We start from the raw sequence: 24,109 nt of genomic DNA, 5'->3' as shown, positions 1-24,109 counted from the left end.
ATCTAAGTTATAACTGAAAATCCTAATTGAATCGCACTGATAATATAGCAATTGTAAAACGAAAGGATAGAAAAATAAGGAAAAATTCGATGAAGGGTATTATAAATATCTTACCACCCCCAGAAGCGCCACCTCCTCCAAAGCCGCCACCTCCTCCAAAACCTCCGAAGCTGCCTCCTCCACTGCCAAAACCACCACCAAAAGACCCTGAGCCGCTGCTGCGACCCATGTTGCTGAGGATAATCATATCCCACAAATCAAGACCGCCAGAACGGTTCCCGCCATTACGATCCCCACCTTTATTGCGATTACGTCTTGAGAGAATTATAAGTATAATAAAGAAGATAATAACAGGGAGTAAGGTGTCAAATGGAATATTGTTATTAGAATGGGAATCGCCAATATATGTACCTCCCAAAATCTCAAAAATAGTATCCGTGCCTCGATTGAGCCCGCCATAGAAATCACTTTCTCTGAATTGAGGAAGCATTATGTTTTCAATAATCCTTTTTGAAAGAGCATCGGTCAAAAGGTACTCTATTCCATAACCTGTTTGTATAGCTACTTTTTTGTCATCTTTTGCTAGTAAGATAATGATTCCATTGTCTTTGCCTTTTTTACCAATTTCCCATTCATGAGCTAATTGAGCGGCATAAAATTTTATTTCTTCTCCTTTGGTTGAATGCATTAGCATAACAAGGATTTCGGTAGAGGTGGAGTCGCTGTATTTTTGTAATTTTTTAGATAGAGAATTGAATTCGGAAGTTGATAATGTATTAGTGCTGTCTATTACGGCAGGTATGAAGTCAGGTTTTTCAGGAATGATAGCTTGTCCAAAAGCACTTCCTAGAATTAAAAAAGTCAATACGAGTATACTACCCTTTAGATACTTCATCACTAAGTTCATTTTTATCGCCGTGCTCCCAAGGAAAATGTGCTTGCAGCTCTTTTCCGGCTTTTAAGATACCGTCTATGATACCCTGCTTAAAGTTTCCTTTTTGAAATTGGTTTTGAATGACATCTTTGGTAGTGTCCCAAAAATTATCGGGTACTACCTTATTAATGCCTTGGTCTCCGTATATAGAAAATTTTCTATCGTTTACGGCAACGTAGATCAAAACACCATTAGCTTCTTTGGTATTTTCCATTTTCAAGAGTAGAAACACTTCTTTTGCCCTTTCAATAGGGTCTAGGCGTGTGTGCGGCTCAATATGCACTCTTATTTCGCCAGAAGTGTCTTTCTCGGCCATATGTATAGCCTTGACAATTTCCTGCTCTTCATCTGCCGTTAAAAATGCTTCTACTCTTGACATATGCTATTTGAAATCAAATTCAACATCAGGAGCATTTTCTGAACCTGCGTCAGCTTTGTAGCGTGCCATATCTTCAAATCCAAAAATACCTGCTAAGAATGAACCTTGAATTTAGAGATGTGTATGTCGTATAGATTTACAGTTTCGTTAAACTTGTTTCGTTCAACGTTTATACGGTTTTCAGTGCCTTCTAATTGTGCTTGTAGCTCTAAGAAGTTCTGATTCGCTTTAAGTTCTGGATAACGCTCTACTACTACCATCAATTTACTCAAAGCACCTGTAAGTCCACTTTGTGCTTGTTGGAAAGCGGCCATTTTTTCTGGCGTAAGGTTATTGGCATCAATAGTTGTTGAAGTTGCTTTTGCACGTGCTTCAATAACATCTGTAAGTGTACCACGTTCAAAATCTGCTGCACCTTGTACCGTTTTCACTAAATTTCCGATAAGGTCGTTTCTACGTTGGTAGGCACTTTCTACATTAGACCAAGATGTTTTTGCGTTGGCTTCTAAGGTTACTGCGGTATTGTTAAAACCAACAGCCCATTGGTAAAGACCAACGGCAATGACTCCTAGTACAATAAGTACGATTAATCCTTTTTTCATTTTAAAAATATTAGGTTATAGTTAATGTGCTGTAATTAGCAAAACAGTGTGTTCAATACATTAGACCACAAATTGATCAAAAAGTTACAGTTGATCTTTAATTTTCGTCAATTCAACTTTAATACGCTCTAATTTGTCAATAATAGCGAAGTTATTAAGCGTTTTTTGACGGTTCTCCTTTAAGTGGGTTTTCGCACCATCTAAAGTAAAACCACGCTCTTTTACCAAGTGGTAAATGAGTTTAAGGTTGTCAATGTCCTGTGGCGTGAATTTGCGATTGCCTTTCGCATTTTTCTTAGGCTTGAGTGCATCAAATTCTTTCTCCCAAAAACGAATTAGGGAGGTGTTCACGTCAAAAGCCTTGGCGACTTCGCCAATGCCATAGTACCTTTTTTCTGGGAGATCTATTTGCATTAATCCAAAGATTGATTTTCTTGTGCTGCGTGTTTGAGCATATTCTCAAATTCTTCTGCGGTCAAACTGCCGTAGTAGAAATTTATAGGGTTAATGCGGTCTTCATCTTTCCAAACTTCGTAATGTAAATGCGGAGCTTCTGAACGGCCTGTGTTACCTACAAATCCAATTAAATCTCCACGTTTTACTCTTTGACCTTTCTTTACATTATACTCGCTTAGGTGTCCATAAAGGGTTTTGTATCCGTAACCATGATCTATACGTATATGTTTACCATAACCGGACGAACCGTTATCTGCACGGGTTACTTTACCATCACCAAGGTGCATATACCGGTGTGCCTTTTGGTGCGGAAAAATCCATACCTCTATGCAGTTTACGTGCTTTGGTGAAAGGATCCGAACGCCAGCCAAAACCGGAAGCCATTCGCTTAAGGCTTTCATTGGTAACTGGTTGAATAGCAGGAATAGCCATCAAGAATTTTTCTTTTTCTTCTGCCAGTTTTGTTATTTCATCCAACGATTTGGACTGAATGGACATTTGTTTCTTAATGATGTCCAGACGCTTGGTCGTGGCGGTAACCATTTCTGAATTATTGAAACCCTCCAAAGATTTGTAACGGTTAATACCTCCAAAACCAGCTCTTCGCTGTTCTTCTGGTATAGGGTTGGCTTCAAAATATAAACGGTAGATGTTGTTGTCTCGGTCTTCTATATTGGCCAAAACCTCTTCAATTTGACCCATCTTTCGATTTAAAAGCTCAAACTGAAGTTCATAGTTTTTTACTTCCCGCGAAAGCGAAAGCTCTCTTGGGGTATTGATAAGATTGGTGTTCATTAAGAATACCAAGCACATCAAACCAAAAAGAAATGAACCTATAAAAAATAGGGCAATATTACGATAGCGGCGCGATTTTTTGGCCTCTATCTTGCGATACGATAGCGTATCTGGATCGTAATAATACTTTACCTTAGACATGTATCTATTTTATCCTATTTTTGTGCTGTTTTAGCGGGATAAACAAATATAGAAATACTTTCCTTTAAAACGCTAATTTTTGTAAAACCTTATAATTCTCTATGACTTCCAAGGAAATCCGATCTCAATTCTTAAATTTTTATAAAGAAAAAGGACATAAAATAGTTCCATCTGCTCCAATGGTCGTCAAAGATGACCCTACTCTTATGTTCACTAATGCGGGCATGAACCAGTTTAAGGAGTTCTTTTTGGGGAATACCGTTGCTAAAAACACGAGAGTTGTAGATTCTCAGAAGTGTTTGCGCGTTAGCGGAAAACATAATGATTTGGAGGAAGTAGGTAAGGATACCTACCACCATACAATGTTTGAAATGTTGGGAAACTGGAGTTTTGGCGATTATTTTAAAGCCGAAGCTATTTCATGGGCATGGGAGTTGCTTACAGAAGTTTTAAAGGTTGATAAGGATTGCCTTTATGTTTCAGTTTTTGAAGGAAGTAAAGATGCAGACAACCTATCGTTAGATACGGAAGCTTTTGATTTATGGAAGGCAATTGTACCTGAAGATCGGATTATTTTAGGTAATAAAAAAGATAATTTCTGGGAAATGGGAGATCAAGGCCCATGCGGACCTTGTTCTGAAATTCATGTAGATATCCGTTCTGCGGAAGAAAAAGCCAAAGTTTCTGGAGCTTCTTTAGTAAATGCTGATCACCCACAGGTGGTTGAAATATGGAATTTGGTTTTCATGCAGTACAATCGTAAGGCAGATGGTTCATTGGAGTCGTTACCAGCCAAACATGTAGATACCGGAATGGGTTTTGAACGTTTGTGTATGGTGCTTCAAGACGTGAAATCTAACTACGACACAGATGTTTTTAAACCTATTATTCGTGAAATAGAGATTATAACGCATAGTAAATATGGTAAAGATGAGGAGACTGATATTGCCATCCGTGTAATTGCAGATCATATTCGCGCCGTTTCTTTTTCTATTGCAGATGGGCAATTGCCTAGCAATACGGGTGCAGGCTATGTGATCAGACGTATTTTAAGACGTGCCGTGCGTTATGGTTTTACGTTCTTAAATACAAAAGAACCGTTTATGTACCGTTTGGTAAGCGAGCTTACCGAAAGTATGGGAGAGGCTTTCCCAGAGTTGAAGGAGCAGCGCCAGTTAATTGAAAACGTAATTAAAGAAGAAGAGTATTCCTTCTTAAAAACGTTGGAGCAAGGTCTTGTTCTTTTAGATCAGATAATAGCCAATGTAAAAGGTAAAGAGGTTGACGGTAGAAAGGCTTTTGAATTATATGATACTTATGGCTTTCCTATAGATTTAACAGCTCTTATCCTTTCTGAAAAAGGATTAAGCCTAGATGACAAAGGATTTGAGGTAGCCATGCAAGAACAGAAGAATCGTTCAAAATCGGCTTCAGAGATTTCTAAAGATGACTGGGAAGTGCTTTCACCAGATTTAGAACAGGAGTTTGTTGGTTATGACGTGCTTCAGTCTAATGTAAAACTGGTAAAATATAGAAGAGTAACTTCTAAAAAGGCAGGAGAACAATATCAATTGGTATTTAACCTTACTCCTTTCTATCCAGAAGGTGGTGGGCAAGTTGGTGATAAAGGGTACTTGGAAATGCCTAATGGCGATGTAGTTTACATTTTAGACACCAAAAAAGAGAACAATGAAATTATCCACTTTACCAAAAACCTTCCTAAAGACATAAACGGAACGTTTAAAGCGGTAGTAGACAAGAAACAACGAGAACGTACTCAGGCCAACCATACGGCTACGCATTTGCTACACCAAGCTTTACGAGAGGTACTTGGTACCCATGTAGAGCAGAAGGGTTCTGCCGTACATTCTAAATATTTACGATTCGATTTTTCTCACTTTTCTAAGGTTACTCCGGAGGAACTTAGAGAGGTAGAAAGTTTTGTAAATGCACGTATTGAAGGCCAGTTACCTTTTGAGGAACATAGGAACATACCAATGGAAGAAGCTGTGAAAGCAGGTGCTATGGCTCTTTTTGGTGAAAAATATGGAGATACGGTAAGAACTGTCCGTTTTGGACAGTCCATTGAACTTTGTGGAGGAACCCACGTAAAAAATACTGGTGATATCTGGCATTTTAAGATTAAATCAGAAGGGGCAGTAGCTTCAGGTATTCGAAGAATTGAAGCGATTACTTCCGATGCCGTTAAAGATTTCTATGATGAAAACGATAGAATCATTTCTGATATGAAAGGGCTGTTGAATAACGCTCAAGACACGGTAAAGGCGGTCTCTAATTTGCAGGAAGAAAATGCAAAGTTGAAAAAGGAGGTAGAGGGACTCTTAAAAGACAAAGCTAAAAACCTGAAAGGAGATTTATTAAATGAGCTAGAAGAAGTAAACGGTGTTCAATTTCTGGCCAAGAAAATAGATTTAGATGCTTCTGGAATTAAAGACCTTAGTTTTGAAATGGGTCAGAACAAGGATAATCTTTTCCTTCTCTTTGCTACGGACCAAAACGGAAAAGCGTTGTTGTCTTGTTATATTTCAAAAGAACTGGTAGCGTCAAAAGGATTGAATGCCGGAACTATCGTTAAGGAGTTAGGTAAATTTATCCAAGGTGGCGGTGGAGGCCAGCCTTTCTTTGCAACCGCTGGTGGTAAAAAGCCAGAAGGTATAGAAGAGGCTCTGTCCAAAGCTAAAGACTATTTAAAGTAAAATAAAAAAACGCTTCGCTAATTTATAGCGAGGCGTTTTTCTTTTAGGGGCCTATTTAACTCGTGATTTAATTACAGCAAATGAAACATTTCTCTATTTTACTATTTTTTCTAATTTGCCAAATAGGTTCTTCTCAATCTGTAGAGAAAATAGTTTTGGATGAGGAGGATGAAACTAGTGGTTACTATTTAGCTGTAGTACCTGCCGGAAATAAAGTTGAAGGCGTATTAGTTTTGTTACTTATGGTTTTGGACAGCACGCCGAAACTATTTTTCCCGAAACCAAACTTCATAAAGAAGCATATGAAAATAATATACTGACCATTGGTTTTGCTGCTGGTTCTAGGTTATTGCTAAATGAAGAAATTCAAGAGAAATTTACTAAGGTATTAAAGGATGTTGTAGAACGATTCTCTGTGGATAAGGAGAAGTTTGTTATGGGTGGATTCTCTGCCGGTGGCACCATTGCTTTAAGATATGTGGAATTGTGTTTAGAAACGCCCGAAAAATATCCTATTCAACCCAAAGGTGTATTTGTGGTTGATTCGCCAATAGATGTTTTCCGTTTGTGGGAAGGGTTTGAGGAGACTATAAAAAACGATAAATCAGAAATAGCGGTACAGGAAGCTAAATACGTAACTGAGCTGTTGACCACTAGATACGGTAATCCTGCAGAAAATGTATCTATGTATGCTAAAATGAATCCTTTTTCTATGAATAGGGAATATGGAGAGCATGAAGTTCACTTAAAAAATATTGCTGTACGAACATATCATGATGTGGATATTTCATGGCGATTACAGAATAGATACCAAAGTGCGAAAAATCAAAATTTTATGGCAACCTCAGAGTTAATCAATAGGCTGCTTATTTTGGGTAATGAAAAGGCCGAGTTCATTCAAACATTGGGAACTGGTTACCGGAGCAATGGGGAAAGGCATCCTCATTCATGGTCAATTGTTGATGAAGCTGAGTGTATTGGGTGGGTTAAAAACATACTGGGTAAATAAGAAGTTGAGATGATTCAGATCTCAAACATCGTATGAGACTTTCAACTCAATTGCGAGTAAATTGATCAACGACTTAATCTTTCTTTTTTTTATTCAATTTGTAAATAAGCCAAATAAAGCCGACAACAAAATGAAGTAAAATAATGCCGGCAATAACATAAATTAAAGTATTTGAGCTACCTCTCATTTTACATCTATATTAAATTACTTATCAAAAATAAGTATCAGATTGAAACAGTAATATGATATTAGTCAATAACCTTGGCTAGTCTATTTTTAATTGTACTGTTAATGAAGATAAACTCGCTAAAGTTAAAAAAAATGGCAGTTTAAATTTTAAGTCCTAACTGAATACTCGCTACTTTTTTTAGCTTTTTTGGCTGCTATTTTCGCCTTTGGCAGGATAAGTTTAAAAGTAGTTCCTTTCCCTTTTCCTTCAGATTCTGCAATGATGGTTCCGCCATGTGAAACTGCAATTTTTTTAATCATATAAAGGCCCAAGCCCGTTCCTTTTACATTTTTGTGAAAACGTTCAAATGGTGTAAATAATTTTTCTAAAGCTCGCTCATCCATACCTGATCCATTATCACAGATTAAAAAGCTATTGGTGTCTCCGTTATCTACATATTTCACAGATATTATAGGATTTGGTTGGTCTCCCATATATTTGATAGCATTATCTAGGAAGTTGCTGAAAACTTGGGTTATTCTTTTGCGGTCTCCAAATATTTCGGGTAGGTCGTGAGCAATATTAAGTTCAATATTTTCTTTATTAAGTTTTCCCTTAATAAGATCCCTTGATAAATTCAATATTTCATTGGTGTTTAACACCTCATTTTATTTTTTATTTTACCCAGTTTCGCAATTTTGGTGATGTCCGAAATCAATTCGTTCATGTTATCACAGGAAATATCTATCAAGCTTAAATATTCCTCAACAGTAGTAAAATCTTCTGACTCAATAGCCATTGGCACGAGACCGGCAATTCCTTTAATGTTGTTTAGCGGACTTTTTAAATCATGGGAAACGGCGAAGGTAAAACGTTGAATTTCCTTATTTTTTGATTTTAAATCATTTGCAGCTTCAATCAGTTTATTTTTTTGAAGCCTTAATTCTTTAGTGCGTTCTGCTACTTTTAGCACGAGTTTCCTTTGATTATTTTTAATACTTCGTACTTTAAGATAGTAGGCAATATAAAAGACCAATAAAACTAGCACTACTAATAAAGAACGGAACCACCACGTTTTCCAATATGGAGGGGTAATGGTCATATGAAGATCTAATTCATTGTCTACCCAAACGCCGTCAGAATTAGTAGATTTAATTCGTAACGTATATTGTCCAGGATTTAGATTCGTATATGTAGCACTTGGGTTGTTTCCTACATAGTTCCAGTCTTTTTCAAAACCATCTAGATAAAACGCATAATTCACACTTTCCGGACGACGAAAAGTAAGGGCTTTAAAATCAATATTAATAACTGATTGGTCGTAGTTAAGGGTTAGAGAATCTACTTGGCTAATATCCTTTTTTAAAACCCCAAAATCGTCATTAGGTAAAACTGATTTATTAAATATTTTTAGGTCAGATATAAATAAAGTAAGCTTATCTTTTTGTTTAGCAACGGCACTAGCGGTAAATATGTTAAACCCGTTTACACCTCCAAATATATACTCACCTTTACTAGTAATTAAAGATGAATTTGGATTAAATTGGTTAGCCTGTAGACCATCACCTATATCATAATCTATTGTGTTTCCGGTAGTTGTATTATACCTAATAATCCCTTCTTCCGTGCTTAACCATAAGCGTTTATTCTTATCGTCTATAATCTCCTTAATAGCATCATTTTTTAGTCCATCAGACTTTTTAAAGGCTTGGAATGAGTCGCTTTCAGGTATATATTTATTAAGCCCACCTTGAGTGCCTACCCAAATGACATTCTCACTATCTTGTATAATGGAGTTGACAAAATTATTGCTTAAAGAATTTTTACTATGATAATGAGTGCTTTTCCATAAGTGCCATTATTTTCTACCAATTTAATTAATCCAGAATTTAGACTACCAATCCAAATATTACCTTCTCTGTCTTCATATATTCTATTTAACGAATTAATATCAGTGCCATCTAATTCGGAAGTAAGACTAATATTTTCATGGCTATTTGTTTGTGGATTAAAAATTTGAACACCGGCAAAATAATTAATAATCCATATACGACCTTTCTTATCTTTTAAGAGATCAACTATTATATTTGATTTCAAAAATGAATTTTGAGTGTTCAACTCTTCAAATTTCTTGCTTTCCGTGTTGAAAACGATAATACCGTTTGTCCATGTCCCAGCCCACAATTCATCCTTTTTTGTTTGCAGTATTGAAAGAACCACATCACTACCAAAATTTTTATCCTTTAACGAATAATGTTCAAATGTATCTAAAGTTCTGTTCCAGCAATTTAATCCCCCACCATCGGTTCCTATCCATATTTTTCCTTTCGCATCTTCATTAAAACAATTTACTAATTTATTACTCAAAGATTTAGAATTGAATGGATCAGAAGTAATGTGTTTGAATTTAAAGAATTCCGGGTCATAAAAATTGAGTCCGCTTTTGTAGGGAGCTACCCACATAACACCATTACGTGTGCATAAAAGAGACCAAATAGAATTGCCGGAAATAGATTTTGGCTTGGATACGTTGTATTCTATGTGTTGTATGCGTTCTAAAGTATTGGTATAGATAAATAGGCCATTATTTTCTGTGCCTATCCATAATTCACCATTATTGTTCTTTGTTAAGGAACGTATGCTAAAGCCAGCTTACATCTTTTTTCTTGGTTAGAAACTCTAAAGAACTATTTATCTTCAATTCTATTAGTTTTCCGCTAATAGTGCCCAATAAAAAGTCGTTTTTCTTTAATGGTATGGCAGTAACAATTTCATCTGTTTCCTGAAGTTTACTCAGGATATCCATTTCCTTGTTTATTACCAAAATATTGTATGTAGAGATAACAAGCATGCGCTCATCGTCAAGAGGCATTACCTTAATAATTTTGTCAACCCTCCTGCTTTTAAGCTTTACATAGTCATCAGGAAGCTTAAAATGTTTTAAAGCCCCGGTTTCTGGTTGGTATCTAAATAATCCGTCTTTTTCTGTGCCTAACCATAAATAACCATTAAGTCTAGTTACCCATTGAAACCTTTTAGATTCAATTTTTTTTGCCTCATTTTTAAATGGGTAGGGTACGACAAGATTTAAACTCCGGTCATATAAACTTAAGCCATGGTTTGTGCTAATTAATAGGTTTTCATTATCCTCGTATAAAGAAACTATGTATTCATGAGTAAGGCCCGTTATACCATCTGTAGTTTTATTAAATATTTCAAAGTCTTTTCCATCATACCTATTCAGGCCATTTCTAGTTCCTATCCAAATAAAACCATAACTATCTTCTAAAAGAATGGTAGCTGTACTGTGAGAAATTCCTTTTTCAATATGTTGAAAAGTAAGGGATTCTTTGTTTTGAGATTGAAGGGTGTGGAAGGAGAGGAAAAGAATAAAAAAGGTAAGAATCCTTAAGAAATATTTTAATACCATTTTTATTCTTTTGTAATATACTTGTTTTGAGCGCATTTAAAGGTAAGAAATTACTTCCAAATAAAATTTAAAATTCTATTTTCAACTAGAATTACTAAAGGTCTTGGATTTTTTTTTGAATAAAAAATTAAAATTTAAGTAGGAAACTTAAAGTGAGTATTTAATACGCCGTAATAAATTGTAATTAGGTATTTTTAAAGTTGAAAAAATCTAATATTTTGAGTAATAATTGAGATTCAGTTCAAATCATAATGATGAAAGTAATTCTTTCCTTTGTTTTTATTCTCGGGCTGATTAGTTGTAAACCGTTGACCAAATTACCTGATTATCTTGGGGAGACCTACCCTGAATCTGTTCCTGTAATTTTTGCACCGGGTGTAGTTTCAGTTAAAGGTAGGTTAGAACATGGTATTTCCTTTGCGCCTAATACGGAAGAATTAGCATTTGGAATACTAAGCAAGGATGAGTCTGGAAAGATATATTATGCTAAGAAGCTTAATGAAAATTGGACTGAACCGGTGGTTTTTGAACCATTAAAAGATAAGAGTGTTTTTCTTCCCTACTTTTCACCAGATGGAAAATCCTTACTCTATGCGCAAAGTAAACCGGATACAGACAATACATATGTTACTGATATTTGGATGATTGAAAAAATGAATGATAATTGGAGTTCACCAAAGAAAATACAAGCTCCAATAAGTTCTATGAGTAGGGAGGCCAATGCAAGTATGACCTATATGGGACAATATATTTTTCATCAAATAGAAATTGTGATGGTAAGCAAAATTGTTTCACCGCAGATTTATTTTGCTCAAAACTAATTAATACTGAGTATAGAAGTGTAGAAGCGATTTCTGAATTTGTTTCTCCAAATGATGAGGAAAGTATATTCATTTCTCCAAAGGAAGAATACATCATATTCTGTAGGTATACCAGTAACCAAACTTTAATGGATTTATATATAAGTTATCGCGACCATGATAATAACTGGACAGAACCTAAAATTCTTGACTCTACCATAAATTCGAAAGAAGGGGATAGGAGACCATTTGTTACCATTGATAATAAATTTTTGTTTTTTACCCGACTTCAAATTGAAGAAAAGGGATTAACTGAATCTGATATTTTTTGGGTAAATACATCAAAGGTTTTTAAACCTTTTGTTTATAAGCCACTTCCTGATACTGTAGTACAGCTTGGTGATAAGTTTGAATTTGAGGTTCCTGAAGATTATTTTAAAGATATTGATGATAACCAAGTAGCTTTGAGCATTAACCAAGCTGAATTTAGTTGGTTAATGTTTGATAGTAAAAGCATGAAGATATCCGGTTTGCCTATTCTTTCGGGAGATTTTGAATTGACTTTTACTGCAGTTGATAAACATTTAAATACCAATGAGGATAAGATTATTATAACGGTAATGAAATAGGGATGGATACTTGTCTTAATGAAAGAACATCCTGATTACTCCTTAAAGGACATTGCTTTTGGAGAGGCAGATTAGAAGATGTTTTCTCCATTATACTTAGGAATTGGACCAATTGGAATATTAATACTATTAATGGAATTAAATCATGAAGTACCTTGTATTTATTTTTGTCTTATTCGCAAGTTGCAAAGGGGCTGGAGAATCACAAATTGTAAAGGAACAAACACCACTTACCACACAAGATTCTTTAAAAATTGAAACCTATGTAGCAAAGGCAAACAAGTCGCGTTTGGACCCACAGAACTATCAGAAGTACCTTGACTCCGTTTTACTGATTAAACCTGATTCAGCCTATTTTTGGCAACAAAAGGCGATGCCTCTCTACAAAGCAAGAAAGTATTCTGTTGGGAAACCATTTTTAAAAAAGGCAGCCGATTTGTATCCTGAAAAATATTTGAGTTACAGCGCCTTTATGAAGTGCCTATTTTCCAAAGAATATGAGGAGTCCATAGAGGAATTTATGGATATGAAAGAAAGGTTTGGCGATTCGTATGTAATGGATCATACCTACAATTTTTATATTGCTCTAGATTACTTACAGTTGAACCGTTTTGATGAGGCTAAAGCGTTTCTTTTAAAAAGTAAAGAGCAGCAATTTGCAGATTTTCCTGATGACCCGCCGTATGAAGCTTGTCATTATATGGATTGGTTTTATCTGGGAATTGCAGAAATGGAACTTAAGAATTATGAGGAAGGCATAAAGATGTTTGATACTTCTTTACAGGTTTATACTAATTTTGCCGATGCCATATATTATAAGGCTGTTTGTATGAAGTGGCTGGGGAAAATGGATGATGCTAAGATATTACTTGAGGAGGCAATTAAGAATAAGGAAAATACGATAAACGAAGATCAGGTGTTCTACGAAATTTATCCATATCAGACATTTCATCGGTTAAGTTCATCTTCTAGACAGCAACCACAAAACAAATGACATTAAAACTCCAAACCCAAATACCTTTACAAAAGGCCCAAAACCAAATTGATTATGATAGTCGGTTGGTTTTATTGGGTTCTTGTTTTTCAGAAAATATAGGGCAAAAGTTCGGTTACTTCAAGTTTCGGGCAATTCAGAATCCGTTTGGTATTTTGTTTCACCCCTTGGCAATAGAGAATTTGGTATCTCGTGCAGTTTTACAAAAAGGGTATACTGAGGATGATGTGTTTTATCATAATGAACGCTGGCAATGCTATGATGCCCATTCAGATTTAAGTTCCGTTTCTAAAGAAGAGTTACTGATATCGCTTAATAATGGAATTAAAAATACAGCCGCACATCTTGCTAATGCAACTCACATTAGTATAACCCTTGGTACGGCTTGGGTGTATCGTCACTTGGAAACGGAAGCTGTGGTGGCCAACTGTCACAAGGTCCCGCAAAAGCAGTTCTCTAAGGAACTATTGGGGATTGGGGAGATTGTCTCAAGCTTAACTAACATTATAGCAGCTGTTCAATCTATAAACCCTAGTGTGCAATTTATCTTAACTGTATCGCCTGTGAGGCATATAAAAGACGGGTTTGTAGAAAACCAACGTAGTAAGGCGCATTTAATAGCAGCCATACACGAGGTTGTAGAGGGCTCTAATTTAGAGGCAGACTACTTTCCTTCATACGAGTTACAAATGGATGAGCTGCGTGATTATCGTTTTTATAAGGAGGATATGGTACATCCTAGTCAATTGGCGGTTGATTATATTTGGGAGAAGTTTAAATTGGTATGGATTACAGAAGAAGCTCAAAAATCTATGTCACAGATTGATGCCATTCAAAAAGGACTTCATCATAGACCATTTTACCCAGACTCAGAGCAGCATTTAAAATTCCTGAAGTCATTGGAACTTAAAATGGCAAACGTTCAAAAGCAGTTTCCGTTTATAGAATTTTAGAATACTGGTTCAAGCAATTAGATTCTTCTCTCTGTTTCGTCAATTTCAATATGTATTGTAACTTCATCTTATGAAAAAAGTATTTGTAGGGGTTCTTATAACCTTGGCAGTAGTTTTGGTGTTCCGTTCGTGTGCTGAGGATAAGGAAGAGAAATCTATCCTTGAAGAAAACAGCATGCTTATACAAACGCAAATAGATAACGTAAGTAAGTTAATTGTTACAGAAGGCCATTTTGCCGAAGTGTATAATTACAAAGATTCTAAAATGCTTTTTGGGCCTTTTATATCCGCAGAAAAAAAAGCACTGGTTGTCGTTAATGCAGATGTTACCATTGCTTACGATTTAAGTAAGATAGATTTTGAGGTAGATGAGTCTAGTAAAACCTTGCGCATCAAAAGCATACCGGAACCGGAAGTAAAAATTAGTCCTGATTTTGAATATTATGATGTTAGCTCTGACTACCTGAATATGTTTGAAGCGAGCGACTATAATAAAATCAAGAAAAATGTAAATGCTTCACTTATGAAAAAGGTAGAAGCATCTGCATTAAAAACTAATGCTGAAAATCGCTTGATAAGTGAGCTGCAGAAATTTTACATTCTTACGAACTCATTGGGGTGGACACTCGTCTATAATGATAAAACCGTAAACCAGGATTTACCTGAAGTGCTTTTTAAAGAGTAGAGAGGGCGCGTGAAATCTTACTTTGCAAAAGTTTCGGCCCAAGCAATGTATTGATCCCAGTCGTAATCGGTAACATCGTGTTTTCCACTTCTCATATGATATGCGAGGGTCTGTTTAATAGGAAGATTAACTTCTTGCACATCGGTTAAAGAAACTCCTTTTTTATCATATAACTCGTATACTTTAGTGGCATACTGTGCAGATAGAAATTCTCCTTTTGGATCGGCCCATTCGTCTTCAACGGCACTTGCAATGTATAAAGGTCTTGGAGCAATAAGGGCTAATAGTTCATGTTGGTCCACAGGTAACATTTCTTCTTTATTACTGTATTTTTTGAAACTCTCAGAAAACCAATGGGGAAATGATGTATTGATTTGACCAATGGTTTCTCCAAACTTGCGTTTTGATAATGCAGCACCACCACAACCAGAATTATTACTAATAACACCAGAAAAACGGGGGTCTGTTGCTCCTGCCCAAAGAGCTGCTTTTCCCAATCTAGAATGCCCAAAAACGATAACATTAGATATATTGGTATCATTCTCAAGATAATCCATGGCACGGCTAAGACCATAGGCCCACGCGGCAATACTGCCCCATTCGTTGGTTTTTGGCTTGGTCTGACCTTCTTCGTAAAACAAACTATGCAATCCGTCTGAAAAATCGTTCTTGTCAGGATCTATTTCGCCATAATAAACAGTGGCTATTCCATAACCGTTATCCAACATTTTATCTATAGCCCAACGGTTCATTCGTACGCCTCGGGAAGCTTCTGTGGCTTTGTTATTACTAATTTTTAAATTTTCATTATTCCCACTCCATGCTTCTGTAATAATAACATTTGGGTCATCTGTTACTGTGTGGTTACCATAAAAATTGTAGCCTAGAAATACAGGTGCATTTTCATTTCCTATTGGAAGGTAAAGAAGGATATTGAAATTTAACGAACGGTTGTTCTTCTTTAAACCTACAGCAATCTGCTTACGTTGTGCTTTCCCGCCTAATGCATTATTGTCTTGTTCAATGACCTTGAAGGAATACTCATCCAATAAATCAGGTACTTTACCATAAATCTGTTTTTCAAAAAATTGATAGATTTCTAACTTTCTATTTTCTTCCCATTGCTTACTATCCGTAATGGCGTCTCCTCCAAAGGAGGTAAGAGGGTCAGGTACTAAAAATTTAGGAACTTTGGTTTCATCATAATTGGCTTCCGGCTGTGCCGCAAGTGCAGATGTTATCAGTGCAAAAATTATAAGAAGTAGTGGTTTCACGGTTGGTTGGTTGTTTGGGTTGCTTAAGAAATTGTTGGTTTTATTTCAACTTCTCAGTTTGACATTTATGGTTTACCAAGTCTAGTCCATCATCTATAAGATGGCCTACCTTAGGGTTATTTAGTTTTACGGTCTGTAAATGCACCGAAATTTCATGGGCAAATTCATGGTCTCCATTTTCTTTTGCAAGTTCGTACAGTTCAACTGACAATAACCAGTCATTAGGATAATTGTCTCTTATAGCTTCAAATACCTTATGCCTAGAAATCGTAATATTCTTGCCTTCTCTAAAATGACGTATTTGCTCATAATATTGCTCTAATTGAGTATGAGAAGCATTGCTCTTAGATTTTATTGTGGTGGATGAAACCTTATGAGTAACTAAATCAAAACTACTTAAATCAGCAGGACCATTATAAGCGGAAGCTATTTCTTGACCTACGGCCATACTATAAAGCTCGTCATTACTTTCAAAAAGAACCTTGTCATTATGAGTAACACAACAGTTTTTAAAGGTGACCAAAATAATATCTCCCTGTAAGTTACGGGTTCCGGTAATAATTTCTCCGGCTATTTTTATGTGACCGTCAAATTCTAAGGAAATCTGTTGTCCTTCAAAAATATTATAGGCCTTGAGATCAAGCGGACTCATATCTTCAATGGCCAAGTTCATTCCTTTTAGTTTTCCTAACGGGGAACCAAAGCCAGTGGCGTGCTGTTTAATGCTGTGCCCTACGAGTTCTTTATCGCGAAAAGAAAGTGCTGTGGGTCCTATAGATTGAAAAAACACAGGTTTGCCTTCGTGTTCAATTACACTATCAAAATTACCTGAAATCTGTAGCCCTGTACTAAGTTCAATAGTACCTAACTCTTTAGATGCAATGAGCTTTTTAATTCCGCTTACCCACCACGGCGTAAAGCCATAGTATTTGCGAACTCCTCTAAAACTTGACTTAGATAGGCAAAATCTGGCGTAACAAAAAGTTGAGGTTGTGGTTGCGTAATATCAAACGAGGTATAGGCTGCGTCTATGGAATACGGTTTTTTCTTTACTTCATCCGTCATGCACCAAGCGCTTTCTCCAATAGAAGAAAGAAGTCCGGCACCATATATTTTTGGATTTTCGGGTGTGCCAATAAGACCATATTCAACGGTCCACCAGTGTAAGTTCCTTATCAGTGCAATTTCACTGGGTTCTCCCATGTTATTTTGCAGGTCTTCAATGTGCCTTTCGGCTTTGTCTATATCTTCTTGTGGAGTACCCTGGGCTTCTTTTATGATAGAAAGGTGGCGTACTGCCTCATAGAGTTCATAATCCTTAGAATTTGATATCGCTTTAGAACCAATCTCACCAAATCTACGCAGGTATTCTGCATATTCAGGATTGGCAATAATGGGTGCATGACCTGCGCCTTCATGAATAATGTCTGGTGCAGGTGTATATTCTATATGATCTAACTGTCTTATATCTGAAGCAATAACCAATACATTGTATGCTTGGAATTCCATAAAAGCCGATGGAGGAATAAAACCATCAACGGCAACTGCCGCCCAACCTATTTCTTTTAAGATACGGTTCATGCCGTACATGTTTGGAATATGGTCTATGGAAATTCCGGTTTTTTGTAATCCTTCTAGGTATGAAGCATGGGCGAACTTACTAAGGTAATCCACATTTTTACGCATCACATAGCGCCAAACCGCTTGGTCAATAGCCGAGTATTCACCGTAGTCTTGCGGTTTAATATACTGTTGCAAATGCGCAGGTAGTTTGTCAAGAACAGGATTACTAGTGTACGTCATTTTAGAAAGTTTTCTGTCATAAAGATACAAAAAAGGGTAGAGGAGTTTTTGCTTTCCATTAGGATGGGTGAGACTGCGGTGTAAAAAAAGCCCTTTTAAAATAAAAGAGCTTTTTGAATATGTTTTAACGAATTGAAATCGTTTTATTTAGCAGCTACTGCATTAGGAGGGTATTGCGTCAAGATTTCAGAAACAAACTCGCGTATGCGTTGTTCTTTCTTTTCCATATTGCTAATGTTATTCAAATTACCGACTCCTTTACCTTGCCATACCAATTCTTTGCTTTTAGAGTCAATTAAATCAATGTACAGTGAACCTTCGGTACGGGTGCTGACATTATTGCCGCCTCCGCCCCAACCAGGCCCCAATAGTAAGGGCTCCAGCCCCAGCCGCCGCCCCAGTAGTTGTTGTAAATATCTACTTGTTCTTTTTCTTTAGTGAATATGCTTACCAAAATATCTGGGTTTTCAGATTTTGAAAAACCACGATTGGTCATTTCGGCTTCAATAGCACGTAGAATTCGTTTTTTATCCAAATCCGAAATCTGAGCTTTGTCAATTCCTGTTTTATAAAAAGCATACGTTTTGTAGCTATCAAAATTGGCTTCTTTGTCGTAATCAGAAAGCACGCGCACAGAAGTACAAGAGCTTAAGAATAGCAACACAAGCATGGGTACCACTAGAATTTTAATCTTTTTCATAACAAAGTATAGTATTTGGTGTTAATACATCATTTTCATAATAAGCAGTCTCAAAAATCATGCCGAACAACGGTTTTATTGGCGGTTGGTTTTAGGGTCAAAACCATATGGGCAGTGTCTGCAACCACTTTCGCAACAGTAACCTCTCTTTAGGTGGTACTGTTGGGTAAATACCCGATACCCTTCTTCCGATAAGTAAAAATCGCCTTCCTGAGGCGGAATTATTTCTTTCATCAACTCCTTTTTCCGTTGTATTTCGTGAGTATAAAATTACTCCATTTAGTTGGCAAACAACCAAAAACGATTTTAAAACCGTACATTTTATATGCGTTTAAGAGTATTTTAACGAATCATTATAATTATTGGCAGCAATGTTGTGTTATCGAAAATGACGGCTTAATAACAATTAACTTTATTAAGTGCCGTTTAAACCTTTGATTATGATCTTAGTCTTTAGACATTTTTTTTATAAGAACTATGTTGGTCTATCACTTTGGCCCTTCATCATTTTAAAACATGACGAACTCAAAGAAGATATTGTATTGATCAATCATGAGAAAATTCACTTAAAGCAACAACAAGAATTGCTGATAGTTTTTTTCTACTTCCTCTATATCTCAGAATGGCTCATACGAACGGCTATTTATTTTGATAGTTATAAGGCGTACCAGAATATTAGTTTTGAGCGCGAGGCCTATTCAAACGAGAAAAATTTGAATTATACCAATGAGCGTAAAGCATTTAGTTTTATCAAATATCTTACGAAATAGATCATGTAATTTGGTTTACGTAATTAATACTTCACTTTAATAGCACTATTTTTCGCCCTACTTTTGTCAAGTATGCGCGAAACGACCGAAAATCAAGAAGTACACTTATCCATTCTTGACCAGAAAAAAAGTATCCCTTGTTCTAAAAAGGGAAGACCGCATACACCCCTTAATCTCAGGGAATAAGTACAGAAAGCTCAAATACAATTTAAAAGAAGCAAAGACACAAGGTTTTGATACGCTTCTTACGTTTGGCGGGGCTTTTTCCAACCATATTGCGGCTACGGCCTACGCCGGTAAAATTCATGGTTTAAAAACTATTGGAATTATACGGGGCGAGGAACTTGCCCAAAAATGGCAAGAGAATAGTACTTTAAAACTAGCGGAATCCCATGGTATGCAATTCAAATTTGTTTCTAGGGAAGCATACCGAGAAAAGGATACTCCACAATTTATTAATGATTTAAAAGAAGAATTTGGTGCTTTTTATCTTTTGCCAGAGGGCGGAACCAATCCTTTGGCAATAAAGGGGTGTGAAGAAATTCTAACTACAAGTGATGCCAATTTTAATGTTGTATGTTGTGCAGTTGGCACGGGTGGTACCATAGCAGGGATTAGTAATGGTGCATTTAGCTCACAAAAAGTTTTAGGGTTTCCCGCGCTTAAAGGAGATTTTTTACAAGAAGATATTTGTAAATTTGCATTGAGAGAAAATTGGAAGTTGGTAACAGACTATCATTTTGGAGGTTACGCAAAGGTGACGGAAGAGTTGGTAAGTTTTATAAACGATTTCAAATTAAATACTCAAATACCGTTAGACCCCATTTATACAGGGAAAATGATATATGGTATTTTAGATTTAATTCAGAAAGGATATTTTCCTCCTAAAACAAAAATACTGGCCATCCATAGTGGAGGGCTCCAAGGTATTGACGGGATGAACCGTAATTTGCTGAAGAAAAATCTACCATTAATAAATATATGACACGTAGACTTATAGTATTATCTCTTTTGAGCATAGTTTTTATTGGATGTAAAGCAAAGCGCACGGTTGCGACCAGAAGTGAGGCTCCAAAAAAGAAAACAGAAGTTGTTGTTGTAAAAAAAGAGACCAAGAAACCAGATGATGGTCTTTTTCCCATGCCTGAAGATACAGGAGAATTCTTGCGTTTTAGTATTGGGTCTCCCGAAGAATATGTAGAGACTTTTTATGAGGTTGCCCAAATGGAAATGAAAGCTTTTGGCATACCGGCAAGTATTACGTTAGCACAAGGTTTGTTGGAAAGTGGACTAGGAAAAGGAGCTTTAGCTTTAAAAACAAATAACCATTTTGGAATAAAATGCCATACGGGTTGGGAAGGTGATTATGATTTTCATGATGATGATGAAAAAGGAGAATGCTTTAGAAAATACAACCACCCCATGTACTCGTACCGTGATCACAGTCTCTTTTTAAAAGGACGTTCGCGTTATGGTTTCTTGTTCGATTATAGGAACGACGATTATAAAAGGTGGGCCAAAGGCTTAAGACAGGCTGGTTATGCTACGGATAAGCATTATCCACAAAAGCTTATTTCATTAATTGAACGGTATGAACTGTACAAATATGATACAGAAATAGCGAAACAAAGTTATAGTCAAAGAAAGGAAGAGCCCATAATAGCTGCTCGTACGCAAAATAAAGTACATATTGTTCAAAAGGGAGATACGTTGTATTCTATCTCTAGATCATATTCAGTTTCTGTAGAGGATTTAAAACGATGGAACTATATGTACGATAGTAATTTAGACATTGGTCAAGAACTTACCGTTAAGACAGAAAATTTTAATAAATAGATGTTATATCAAAGAAGTAGTGCCCTATTTGCTGAGGCGCAAAAATATATTCCAGGAGGAGTTAACTCACCAGTTCGTGCTTTTAAAGCAGTAGGTGGAGACCCTATTTTCGTAAAAAAAGCAAAAGGAGCTTATTTGTATGATGAAGATGATAATCGGTTAATCGATTATATCGCTTCATGGGGTCCGTTAATTTTGGGCCATGCTCATGAACCCGTAATTAGTGCGGTAATTGAGAAAGCAAAACTAGGTACTTCTTTTGGGATGCCTACAGAAATTGAAACCCAGTTAGCACAATTGGCAGTTTCAATGGTGCCTAATATTGATAAAATAAGATTTGTAAACAGCGGGACGGAAGCTTGTATGAGTGCTGTGCGCTTGGCTCGTGGGTATACAGGGAAAGATAAGATTATAAAATTTGCTGGTTGTTACCACGGTCATTCAGATTCATTTTTGATACAAGCGGGTAGTGGAGCCGTTACTTTTGGTAGCCCTAACAGTCCCATGGCGTAACAAAGGGAACTGCTAAAGACACCCTTTTGGCTATCTACAATGATATTGAAAGTGTTCGTGAATTGGTAGCTGCAAATAAAGGTGAAATCGCAACGGTAATTATTGAGCCGGTTGCGGGTAATATGGGATGTATAGTTCCTACGGATGAATTTATAAAAGGACTTCGTGAACTTTGTACCCAAGAAGGTATTTTATTGTTGTTTGATGAGGTTATGACCGGTTTCCGTTTAGGAAAAGGTGGAGCTCAGGAAGCACTTGGTATTGATGCGGATATTGTTTGTTTTGGAAAAGTGATTGGTGGAGGTTTACCTGTTGGTGCTTTTGCCGCAAAAGCCGAAATTATGTCGCATTTGGCGCCGGAAGGTCCAGTTTATCAAGCAGGAACTTTAAGTGGTAACCCATTAGCAATGGCTGCTGGTTTAGCAATGCTTACGGAGTTGAATAACAATCCTGAAGTTTTTGAAAGTCTCGCTAAAAAGACTGCTTATCTTCATGAAGGTCTAGATTCTGTATTAAAGGAAAAAGGTGTTCCTTACCAAATTAATAGATTTGGTAGTATGATATCAGTACATTTTACTGAAAATCCTGTGGTTGATTTTGACAGCTCAGCTAAAGGTAACAATGAGACCTTTAAGAAGTACTTTCATGGCATGCTAGAAAATGGCATTTACTTGCCACCAAGTGCATTTGAAAGCTATTTTCTAAATGACGCCCTTACCTATACGGATATAGATGAAACCGTAGCAGCTTTGAAAAAAGTGAATTTATAGACAGTTGTTACAATGCCGGATTATTCACTATCCGGCATTGTAGCAAATTCTTTTCTTTTGTTTTCGAACCAATTCTGCATACCGTTGGGCGTTTGCATAAGATTTTGCATCTCTTCCATTGCTTTTAGATGGGCCCCATCTTTTTTCTGAAACATTTCCATACCGTGCTTTTTACTTAGTTCTGCAATTTCTTCAAATGTATTTGCAGAAAATTCCATGTCACAGGCACCGCCTAGTTGTTTGCATGTCATTGTTTTCATGAGAAAGTGTTTTTAGTAATCGTTTAAAATTCGTTATAAAGACTTAGCACTTTAGTTAAATCTATTTTGTCGTCTATCTTATAGAAATAGCGTAGTTGCCATTTTTGGGTGGTTAGCGCTTGTTTACTTGTTGCCTTATTCCAAGAAGGGTAAACGCGAAAACCACGTTTGCCTTCCTTTTTTAATGTTGAAACTATTCCCTTTTCAACCAGCATGTTTTTAGGGAATACAAATTGCCCTAACATATCACCCTTACTTACATTAATCACAAAGTAATTAAATAAATCACTTTCTTCAAATGGGGAAATTGGACCCTTTGCAATCCGCTTCCAAAAAGTAACAAACTGTCCAACCTTCTTTGGTGTTATTTTAGCATTCCTACAGATAATAATATTTGTATTCAGTTTAAACCTGCATGCTTGATAATCTCTGCTTTCTTCTTCTAATTCAAAATTAGATATAGATAAGTGAGATGGTTGGTATACTTTAGAAACAATATGTTCAAGTTCTTCGCCCATTAATTTTTGCTGTAGCATAAAAATAGCTAAATAAGTAGTAGTCTTGGGAACAAAAAAAAGGGCTGCACATATGTGCAGCCCTTTTTTACAGAAAATATACGCGTTTACTTCTTTGATTTACGCTCTGCTTTTCTTTTTTTGGAATGTTTTTGACCTCTTTGGTGGTGCATTGTTTGCCATTTCTCGTATTGCTCGGCAGAAAGAATCTTTTTCATTTCAGCTTTACGGGCAATCATTTTGTCCAATTTGGCATTTTGCATAGCGTAACGCTCATCTGAAGTTAGTTTTTTACGTTCACCTTCTTCTTTCTGTGCTTTGCGTTCTTCATGTTTAGCTTTACGTTCTTTAGCATCCTCTAAATTAATGGCCTTTATTTTTTGTTCTTGGGCCGATGTTAAGTCTAAAGCCAAGGTCATTTTCTTCGTATGAAGGGTTGCAATCTGTTCTGCAGTTAGGTCTTTCATACCATCTCTACCGTGACCTTTTTCTCTTTGGGCCATTGCGGTAAGCCCTACCATACATACTAATGCTAAAATTATCTTTTTCATGTTTTTTTTGTTTAAGATTATACTACTTAGAGTGAGAAGGAACAATAAGGTTTAATCAAGTTATCTTATTTATAGAATAATTAACAGGATGGAGAGGTTGATTTTAGGGCATGAAAAAGGGCGAAGAAATCATTTCTTCGCCCTCACAAAGTAGGTCGTTCAATGTTTAAATATTTTAGTCCAATGTCTCTGCAGAGCTAACTTGTTCCATATCTGCCGATGCCATTTCTACAGTCTGGGGAGATTGGTCAGAATTGGTTTGATTGTAATAAACTAATGATGCAATTACGAATCCGGCTAGGTATAAAGAACTTTTTAGTTTCTGAGACATGGGGTATGTTTTATTGATTCTGATACTAATTTAGACAAAAGAAGAAGGTAAAAAGAAAGGTTGTTGTAAAGCGACCTTAGGTTGTGGTCAACT

24 protein-coding genes and 5 pseudogenes are annotated in these 24,109 nt (G+C 36.3%); 12 read left to right on the top strand and 17 right to left on the bottom strand.

Annotated features, from left to right (window positions below):
- Nucleotides 1-22 precede the first annotated feature (22 nt).
- The 5 genes and pseudogenes from Q5W13_RS04895 to Q5W13_RS04875 form a co-directional block, all read right to left on the bottom strand.
- Nucleotides 23-895, bottom strand: a complete 873-nt coding sequence (locus tag Q5W13_RS04895; protein ID WP_304445539.1) for a TPM domain-containing protein — start codon at nt 893-895, stop codon at nt 23-25.
- Complete coding sequence (locus Q5W13_RS04890) at nt 876-1,313, bottom strand: TPM domain-containing protein (RefSeq protein ID WP_304445538.1); 438 nt, start codon at nt 1,311-1,313, stop codon at nt 876-878. The genes Q5W13_RS04895 and Q5W13_RS04890 overlap by 20 nt, the downstream gene beginning before the upstream one ends.
- Nucleotides 1,314-1,316: 3 nt before the next feature.
- A pseudogene (locus Q5W13_RS04885) lies at nt 1,317-1,915 on the bottom strand (LemA family protein).
- 84 nt (nt 1,916-1,999) lie between these two features.
- Nucleotides 2,000-2,329, bottom strand: a complete 330-nt coding sequence (locus Q5W13_RS04880; protein WP_155598242.1) for a MerR family transcriptional regulator — start codon at nt 2,327-2,329, stop codon at nt 2,000-2,002.
- Nucleotides 2,329-3,307: pseudogene (locus tag Q5W13_RS04875) on the bottom strand (M23 family metallopeptidase). The gene Q5W13_RS04880 and the pseudogene Q5W13_RS04875 overlap by 1 nt, the downstream one beginning before the upstream one ends.
- A gap of 101 nt (nt 3,308-3,408) precedes the next feature.
- Between Q5W13_RS04875 and alaS the strand changes: the two are divergent.
- From alaS to Q5W13_RS04860, 3 genes are all read left to right on the top strand, one after another.
- Entirely contained in the window at nt 3,409-6,024 is a 2,616-nt protein-coding gene (alaS, locus tag Q5W13_RS04870) for an alanine--tRNA ligase (protein ID WP_304445537.1), read from the top strand.
- 80 nt (nt 6,025-6,104) lie between these two features.
- Nucleotides 6,105-6,344: a hypothetical protein gene (locus Q5W13_RS04865; RefSeq protein ID WP_304445536.1), complete on the top strand. Its 240-nt coding sequence runs from the start codon at nt 6,105-6,107 to the stop codon at nt 6,342-6,344.
- 29 nt (nt 6,345-6,373) lie between these two features.
- Entirely contained in the window at nt 6,374-7,033 is a 660-nt protein-coding gene (locus Q5W13_RS04860) for a hypothetical protein (RefSeq protein WP_304445535.1), read from the top strand.
- A 336-nt stretch (nt 7,034-7,369) separates the two neighbouring features.
- Here Q5W13_RS04860 and Q5W13_RS04855 read toward each other — a convergent pair whose 3' ends face one another.
- The 4 genes from Q5W13_RS04855 to Q5W13_RS04840 all read right to left on the bottom strand — a co-directional run bounded on the left by Q5W13_RS04855 (nt 7,370) and on the right by Q5W13_RS04840 (nt 10,632).
- Nucleotides 7,370-7,864: a sensor histidine kinase gene (locus Q5W13_RS04855; RefSeq protein ID WP_304445534.1), complete on the bottom strand. Its 495-nt coding sequence runs from the start codon at nt 7,862-7,864 to the stop codon at nt 7,370-7,372.
- Nucleotides 7,858-8,466, bottom strand: coding sequence for a triple tyrosine motif-containing protein (locus Q5W13_RS04850; protein WP_304445533.1), 609 nt, complete (start codon nt 8,464-8,466; stop codon nt 7,858-7,860). Before Q5W13_RS04850 ends, Q5W13_RS04855 begins: the two co-directional genes overlap by 7 nt.
- A gap of 548 nt (nt 8,467-9,014) precedes the next feature.
- Nucleotides 9,015-9,569: a ligand-binding sensor domain-containing protein gene (locus Q5W13_RS04845; RefSeq protein WP_304445532.1), complete on the bottom strand. Its 555-nt coding sequence runs from the start codon at nt 9,567-9,569 to the stop codon at nt 9,015-9,017.
- A gap of 274 nt (nt 9,570-9,843) precedes the next feature.
- The gene (locus Q5W13_RS04840; RefSeq protein WP_304445531.1) at nt 9,844-10,632 is read right to left on the bottom strand and encodes a ligand-binding sensor domain-containing protein; all 789 of its coding nucleotides are present in this window, start codon (nt 10,630-10,632) and stop codon (nt 9,844-9,846) included.
- A gap of 308 nt (nt 10,633-10,940) precedes the next feature.
- On the opposite strand from Q5W13_RS04840, the gene Q5W13_RS04835 reads away from it, so the two are divergent.
- The 5 genes from Q5W13_RS04835 (at nt 10,941) to Q5W13_RS04815 (ending at nt 14,693) form a co-directional block, all read left to right on the top strand.
- Nucleotides 10,941-11,453 carry a hypothetical protein gene (locus Q5W13_RS04835; RefSeq protein WP_304445530.1) on the top strand — a complete coding sequence of 171 codons (513 nt, stop codon included), beginning with the start codon at nt 10,941-10,943 and terminating at the stop codon, nt 11,451-11,453.
- 128 nt (nt 11,454-11,581) lie between these two features.
- Nucleotides 11,582-12,061 (top strand): putative Ig domain-containing protein, encoded by a 480-nt coding sequence (locus Q5W13_RS04830; protein ID WP_304445529.1) that lies wholly within the window; start codon nt 11,582-11,584, stop codon nt 12,059-12,061.
- Between the two features lie 145 nt (nt 12,062-12,206).
- Complete coding sequence (locus Q5W13_RS04825; RefSeq protein ID WP_304445528.1) at nt 12,207-13,055, top strand: tetratricopeptide repeat protein; 849 nt, start codon at nt 12,207-12,209, stop codon at nt 13,053-13,055.
- Nucleotides 13,052-14,008 (top strand): GSCFA domain-containing protein, encoded by a 957-nt coding sequence (locus Q5W13_RS04820; RefSeq protein WP_304445527.1) that lies wholly within the window; start codon nt 13,052-13,054, stop codon nt 14,006-14,008. Before Q5W13_RS04825 ends, Q5W13_RS04820 begins: the two co-directional genes overlap by 4 nt.
- A 70-nt stretch (nt 14,009-14,078) precedes the next feature.
- The gene (locus tag Q5W13_RS04815; protein WP_214609955.1) at nt 14,079-14,693 is read left to right on the top strand and encodes a DUF4230 domain-containing protein; all 615 of its coding nucleotides are present in this window, start codon (nt 14,079-14,081) and stop codon (nt 14,691-14,693) included.
- A gap of 17 nt (nt 14,694-14,710) precedes the next feature.
- On the opposite strand, the gene Q5W13_RS04810 is transcribed toward Q5W13_RS04815, so the two are convergent.
- From Q5W13_RS04810 to Q5W13_RS04795, 4 genes and pseudogenes are all read right to left on the bottom strand, one after another.
- The gene (locus Q5W13_RS04810; protein ID WP_304445526.1) at nt 14,711-15,967 is read right to left on the bottom strand and encodes a glucuronyl esterase domain-containing protein; all 1,257 of its coding nucleotides are present in this window, start codon (nt 15,965-15,967) and stop codon (nt 14,711-14,713) included.
- 40 nt (nt 15,968-16,007) lie between these two features.
- A pseudogene (locus Q5W13_RS04805) lies at nt 16,008-17,770 on the bottom strand (aromatic amino acid hydroxylase).
- Nucleotides 17,771-17,913: 143 nt separating this feature from the next.
- A pseudogene (locus tag Q5W13_RS04800) lies at nt 17,914-18,470 on the bottom strand (DUF4136 domain-containing protein).
- Between the two features lie 75 nt (nt 18,471-18,545).
- Nucleotides 18,546-18,704, bottom strand: coding sequence for a C1orf53 family protein (locus tag Q5W13_RS04795; RefSeq protein WP_304445525.1), 159 nt, complete (start codon nt 18,702-18,704; stop codon nt 18,546-18,548).
- Nucleotides 18,705-18,910: 206 nt separating this feature from the next.
- Between Q5W13_RS04795 and Q5W13_RS04790 the strand changes: the two genes are divergently transcribed.
- From Q5W13_RS04790 to hemL, 4 genes and pseudogenes are all read left to right on the top strand, one after another.
- Complete coding sequence (locus tag Q5W13_RS04790) at nt 18,911-19,240, top strand: hypothetical protein (RefSeq protein WP_304445524.1); 330 nt, start codon at nt 18,911-18,913, stop codon at nt 19,238-19,240.
- A gap of 115 nt (nt 19,241-19,355) precedes the next feature.
- On the top strand, nt 19,356-20,225 hold the full coding sequence (locus Q5W13_RS04785; protein WP_304445523.1) for a 1-aminocyclopropane-1-carboxylate deaminase/D-cysteine desulfhydrase: 870 nt from the start codon (nt 19,356-19,358) through the stop codon (nt 20,223-20,225).
- On the top strand, nt 20,222-21,076 hold the full coding sequence (locus Q5W13_RS04780; RefSeq protein ID WP_304445522.1) for a glucosaminidase domain-containing protein: 855 nt from the start codon (nt 20,222-20,224) through the stop codon (nt 21,074-21,076). The genes Q5W13_RS04785 and Q5W13_RS04780 overlap by 4 nt, the downstream gene beginning before the upstream one ends.
- A pseudogene (gene hemL / locus Q5W13_RS04775) lies at nt 21,077-22,359 on the top strand (glutamate-1-semialdehyde 2,1-aminomutase).
- Between the two features lie 20 nt (nt 22,360-22,379).
- On the opposite strand, the gene Q5W13_RS04770 reads toward hemL, so the two are convergent.
- The 4 genes from Q5W13_RS04770 to Q5W13_RS04755 form a co-directional block, all read right to left on the bottom strand.
- Nucleotides 22,380-22,619, bottom strand: a complete 240-nt coding sequence (locus Q5W13_RS04770) for a DUF1059 domain-containing protein (protein ID WP_304445521.1) — start codon at nt 22,617-22,619, stop codon at nt 22,380-22,382.
- 23 nt (nt 22,620-22,642) lie between these two features.
- The gene (locus tag Q5W13_RS04765) at nt 22,643-23,137 is read right to left on the bottom strand and encodes a MepB family protein (protein WP_304445520.1); all 495 of its coding nucleotides are present in this window, start codon (nt 23,135-23,137) and stop codon (nt 22,643-22,645) included.
- A gap of 104 nt (nt 23,138-23,241) precedes the next feature.
- Nucleotides 23,242-23,685, bottom strand: coding sequence for a DUF4890 domain-containing protein (locus Q5W13_RS04760; protein WP_304445519.1), 444 nt, complete (start codon nt 23,683-23,685; stop codon nt 23,242-23,244).
- A gap of 175 nt (nt 23,686-23,860) precedes the next feature.
- Entirely contained in the window at nt 23,861-24,016 is a 156-nt protein-coding gene (locus Q5W13_RS04755; protein ID WP_155598258.1) for a hypothetical protein, read from the bottom strand.
- Nucleotides 24,017-24,109: the final 93 nt, after the last annotated feature.

The sequence above is a fragment of the Zobellia laminariae genome (assembly GCF_030553095.1).
Lineage (GTDB): Bacteria > Bacteroidota > Bacteroidia > Flavobacteriales > Flavobacteriaceae > Zobellia > Zobellia laminariae.
The sequence above is the reverse complement of the archived record's forward strand: the minus strand, read 5'-3'. Positions and strand labels throughout refer to the sequence as shown.

Excerpts from the sequence above, each read along its gene's own strand:
- Q5W13_RS04895 (WP_304445539.1), bottom strand. The coding sequence starts at position 895 with ATGAAGTATCTAAAGGGTAGTATACTCGTATTGACTTTTTTAATTCTA.
- Q5W13_RS04890 (WP_304445538.1), bottom strand. The coding sequence starts at position 1,313 with ATGTCAAGAGTAGAAGCATTTTTAACGGCAGATGAAGAGCAGGAAATT.
- Q5W13_RS04880 (WP_155598242.1), bottom strand. The coding sequence starts at position 2,329 with ATGCAAATAGATCTCCCAGAAAAAAGGTACTATGGCATTGGCGAAGTC.
- alaS (WP_304445537.1), top strand. The coding sequence starts at position 3,409 with ATGACTTCCAAGGAAATCCGATCTCAATTCTTAAATTTTTATAAAGAA.
- Q5W13_RS04865 (WP_304445536.1), top strand. The coding sequence starts at position 6,105 with ATGAAACATTTCTCTATTTTACTATTTTTTCTAATTTGCCAAATAGGT.
- Q5W13_RS04840 (WP_304445531.1), bottom strand. The coding sequence starts at position 10,632 with ATGGTATTAAAATATTTCTTAAGGATTCTTACCTTTTTTATTCTTTTC.
- Q5W13_RS04830 (WP_304445529.1), top strand. The coding sequence starts at position 11,582 with ATGGATTTATATATAAGTTATCGCGACCATGATAATAACTGGACAGAA.
- Q5W13_RS04825 (WP_304445528.1), top strand. The coding sequence starts at position 12,207 with ATGAAGTACCTTGTATTTATTTTTGTCTTATTCGCAAGTTGCAAAGGG.
- Q5W13_RS04820 (WP_304445527.1), top strand. The coding sequence starts at position 13,052 with ATGACATTAAAACTCCAAACCCAAATACCTTTACAAAAGGCCCAAAAC.
- Q5W13_RS04815 (WP_214609955.1), top strand. The coding sequence starts at position 14,079 with ATGAAAAAAGTATTTGTAGGGGTTCTTATAACCTTGGCAGTAGTTTTG.
- Q5W13_RS04795 (WP_304445525.1), bottom strand. The coding sequence starts at position 18,704 with ATGAAAGAAATAATTCCGCCTCAGGAAGGCGATTTTTACTTATCGGAA.
- Q5W13_RS04790 (WP_304445524.1), top strand. The coding sequence starts at position 18,911 with ATGATCTTAGTCTTTAGACATTTTTTTTATAAGAACTATGTTGGTCTA.
- Q5W13_RS04780 (WP_304445522.1), top strand. The coding sequence starts at position 20,222 with ATGACACGTAGACTTATAGTATTATCTCTTTTGAGCATAGTTTTTATT.
- Q5W13_RS04770 (WP_304445521.1), bottom strand. The coding sequence starts at position 22,619 with ATGAAAACAATGACATGCAAACAACTAGGCGGTGCCTGTGACATGGAA.
- Q5W13_RS04765 (WP_304445520.1), bottom strand. The coding sequence starts at position 23,137 with ATGGGCGAAGAACTTGAACATATTGTTTCTAAAGTATACCAACCATCT.
- Q5W13_RS04760 (WP_304445519.1), bottom strand. The coding sequence starts at position 23,685 with ATGAAAAAGATAATTTTAGCATTAGTATGTATGGTAGGGCTTACCGCA.
- Q5W13_RS04755 (WP_155598258.1), bottom strand. The coding sequence starts at position 24,016 with ATGTCTCAGAAACTAAAAAGTTCTTTATACCTAGCCGGATTCGTAATT.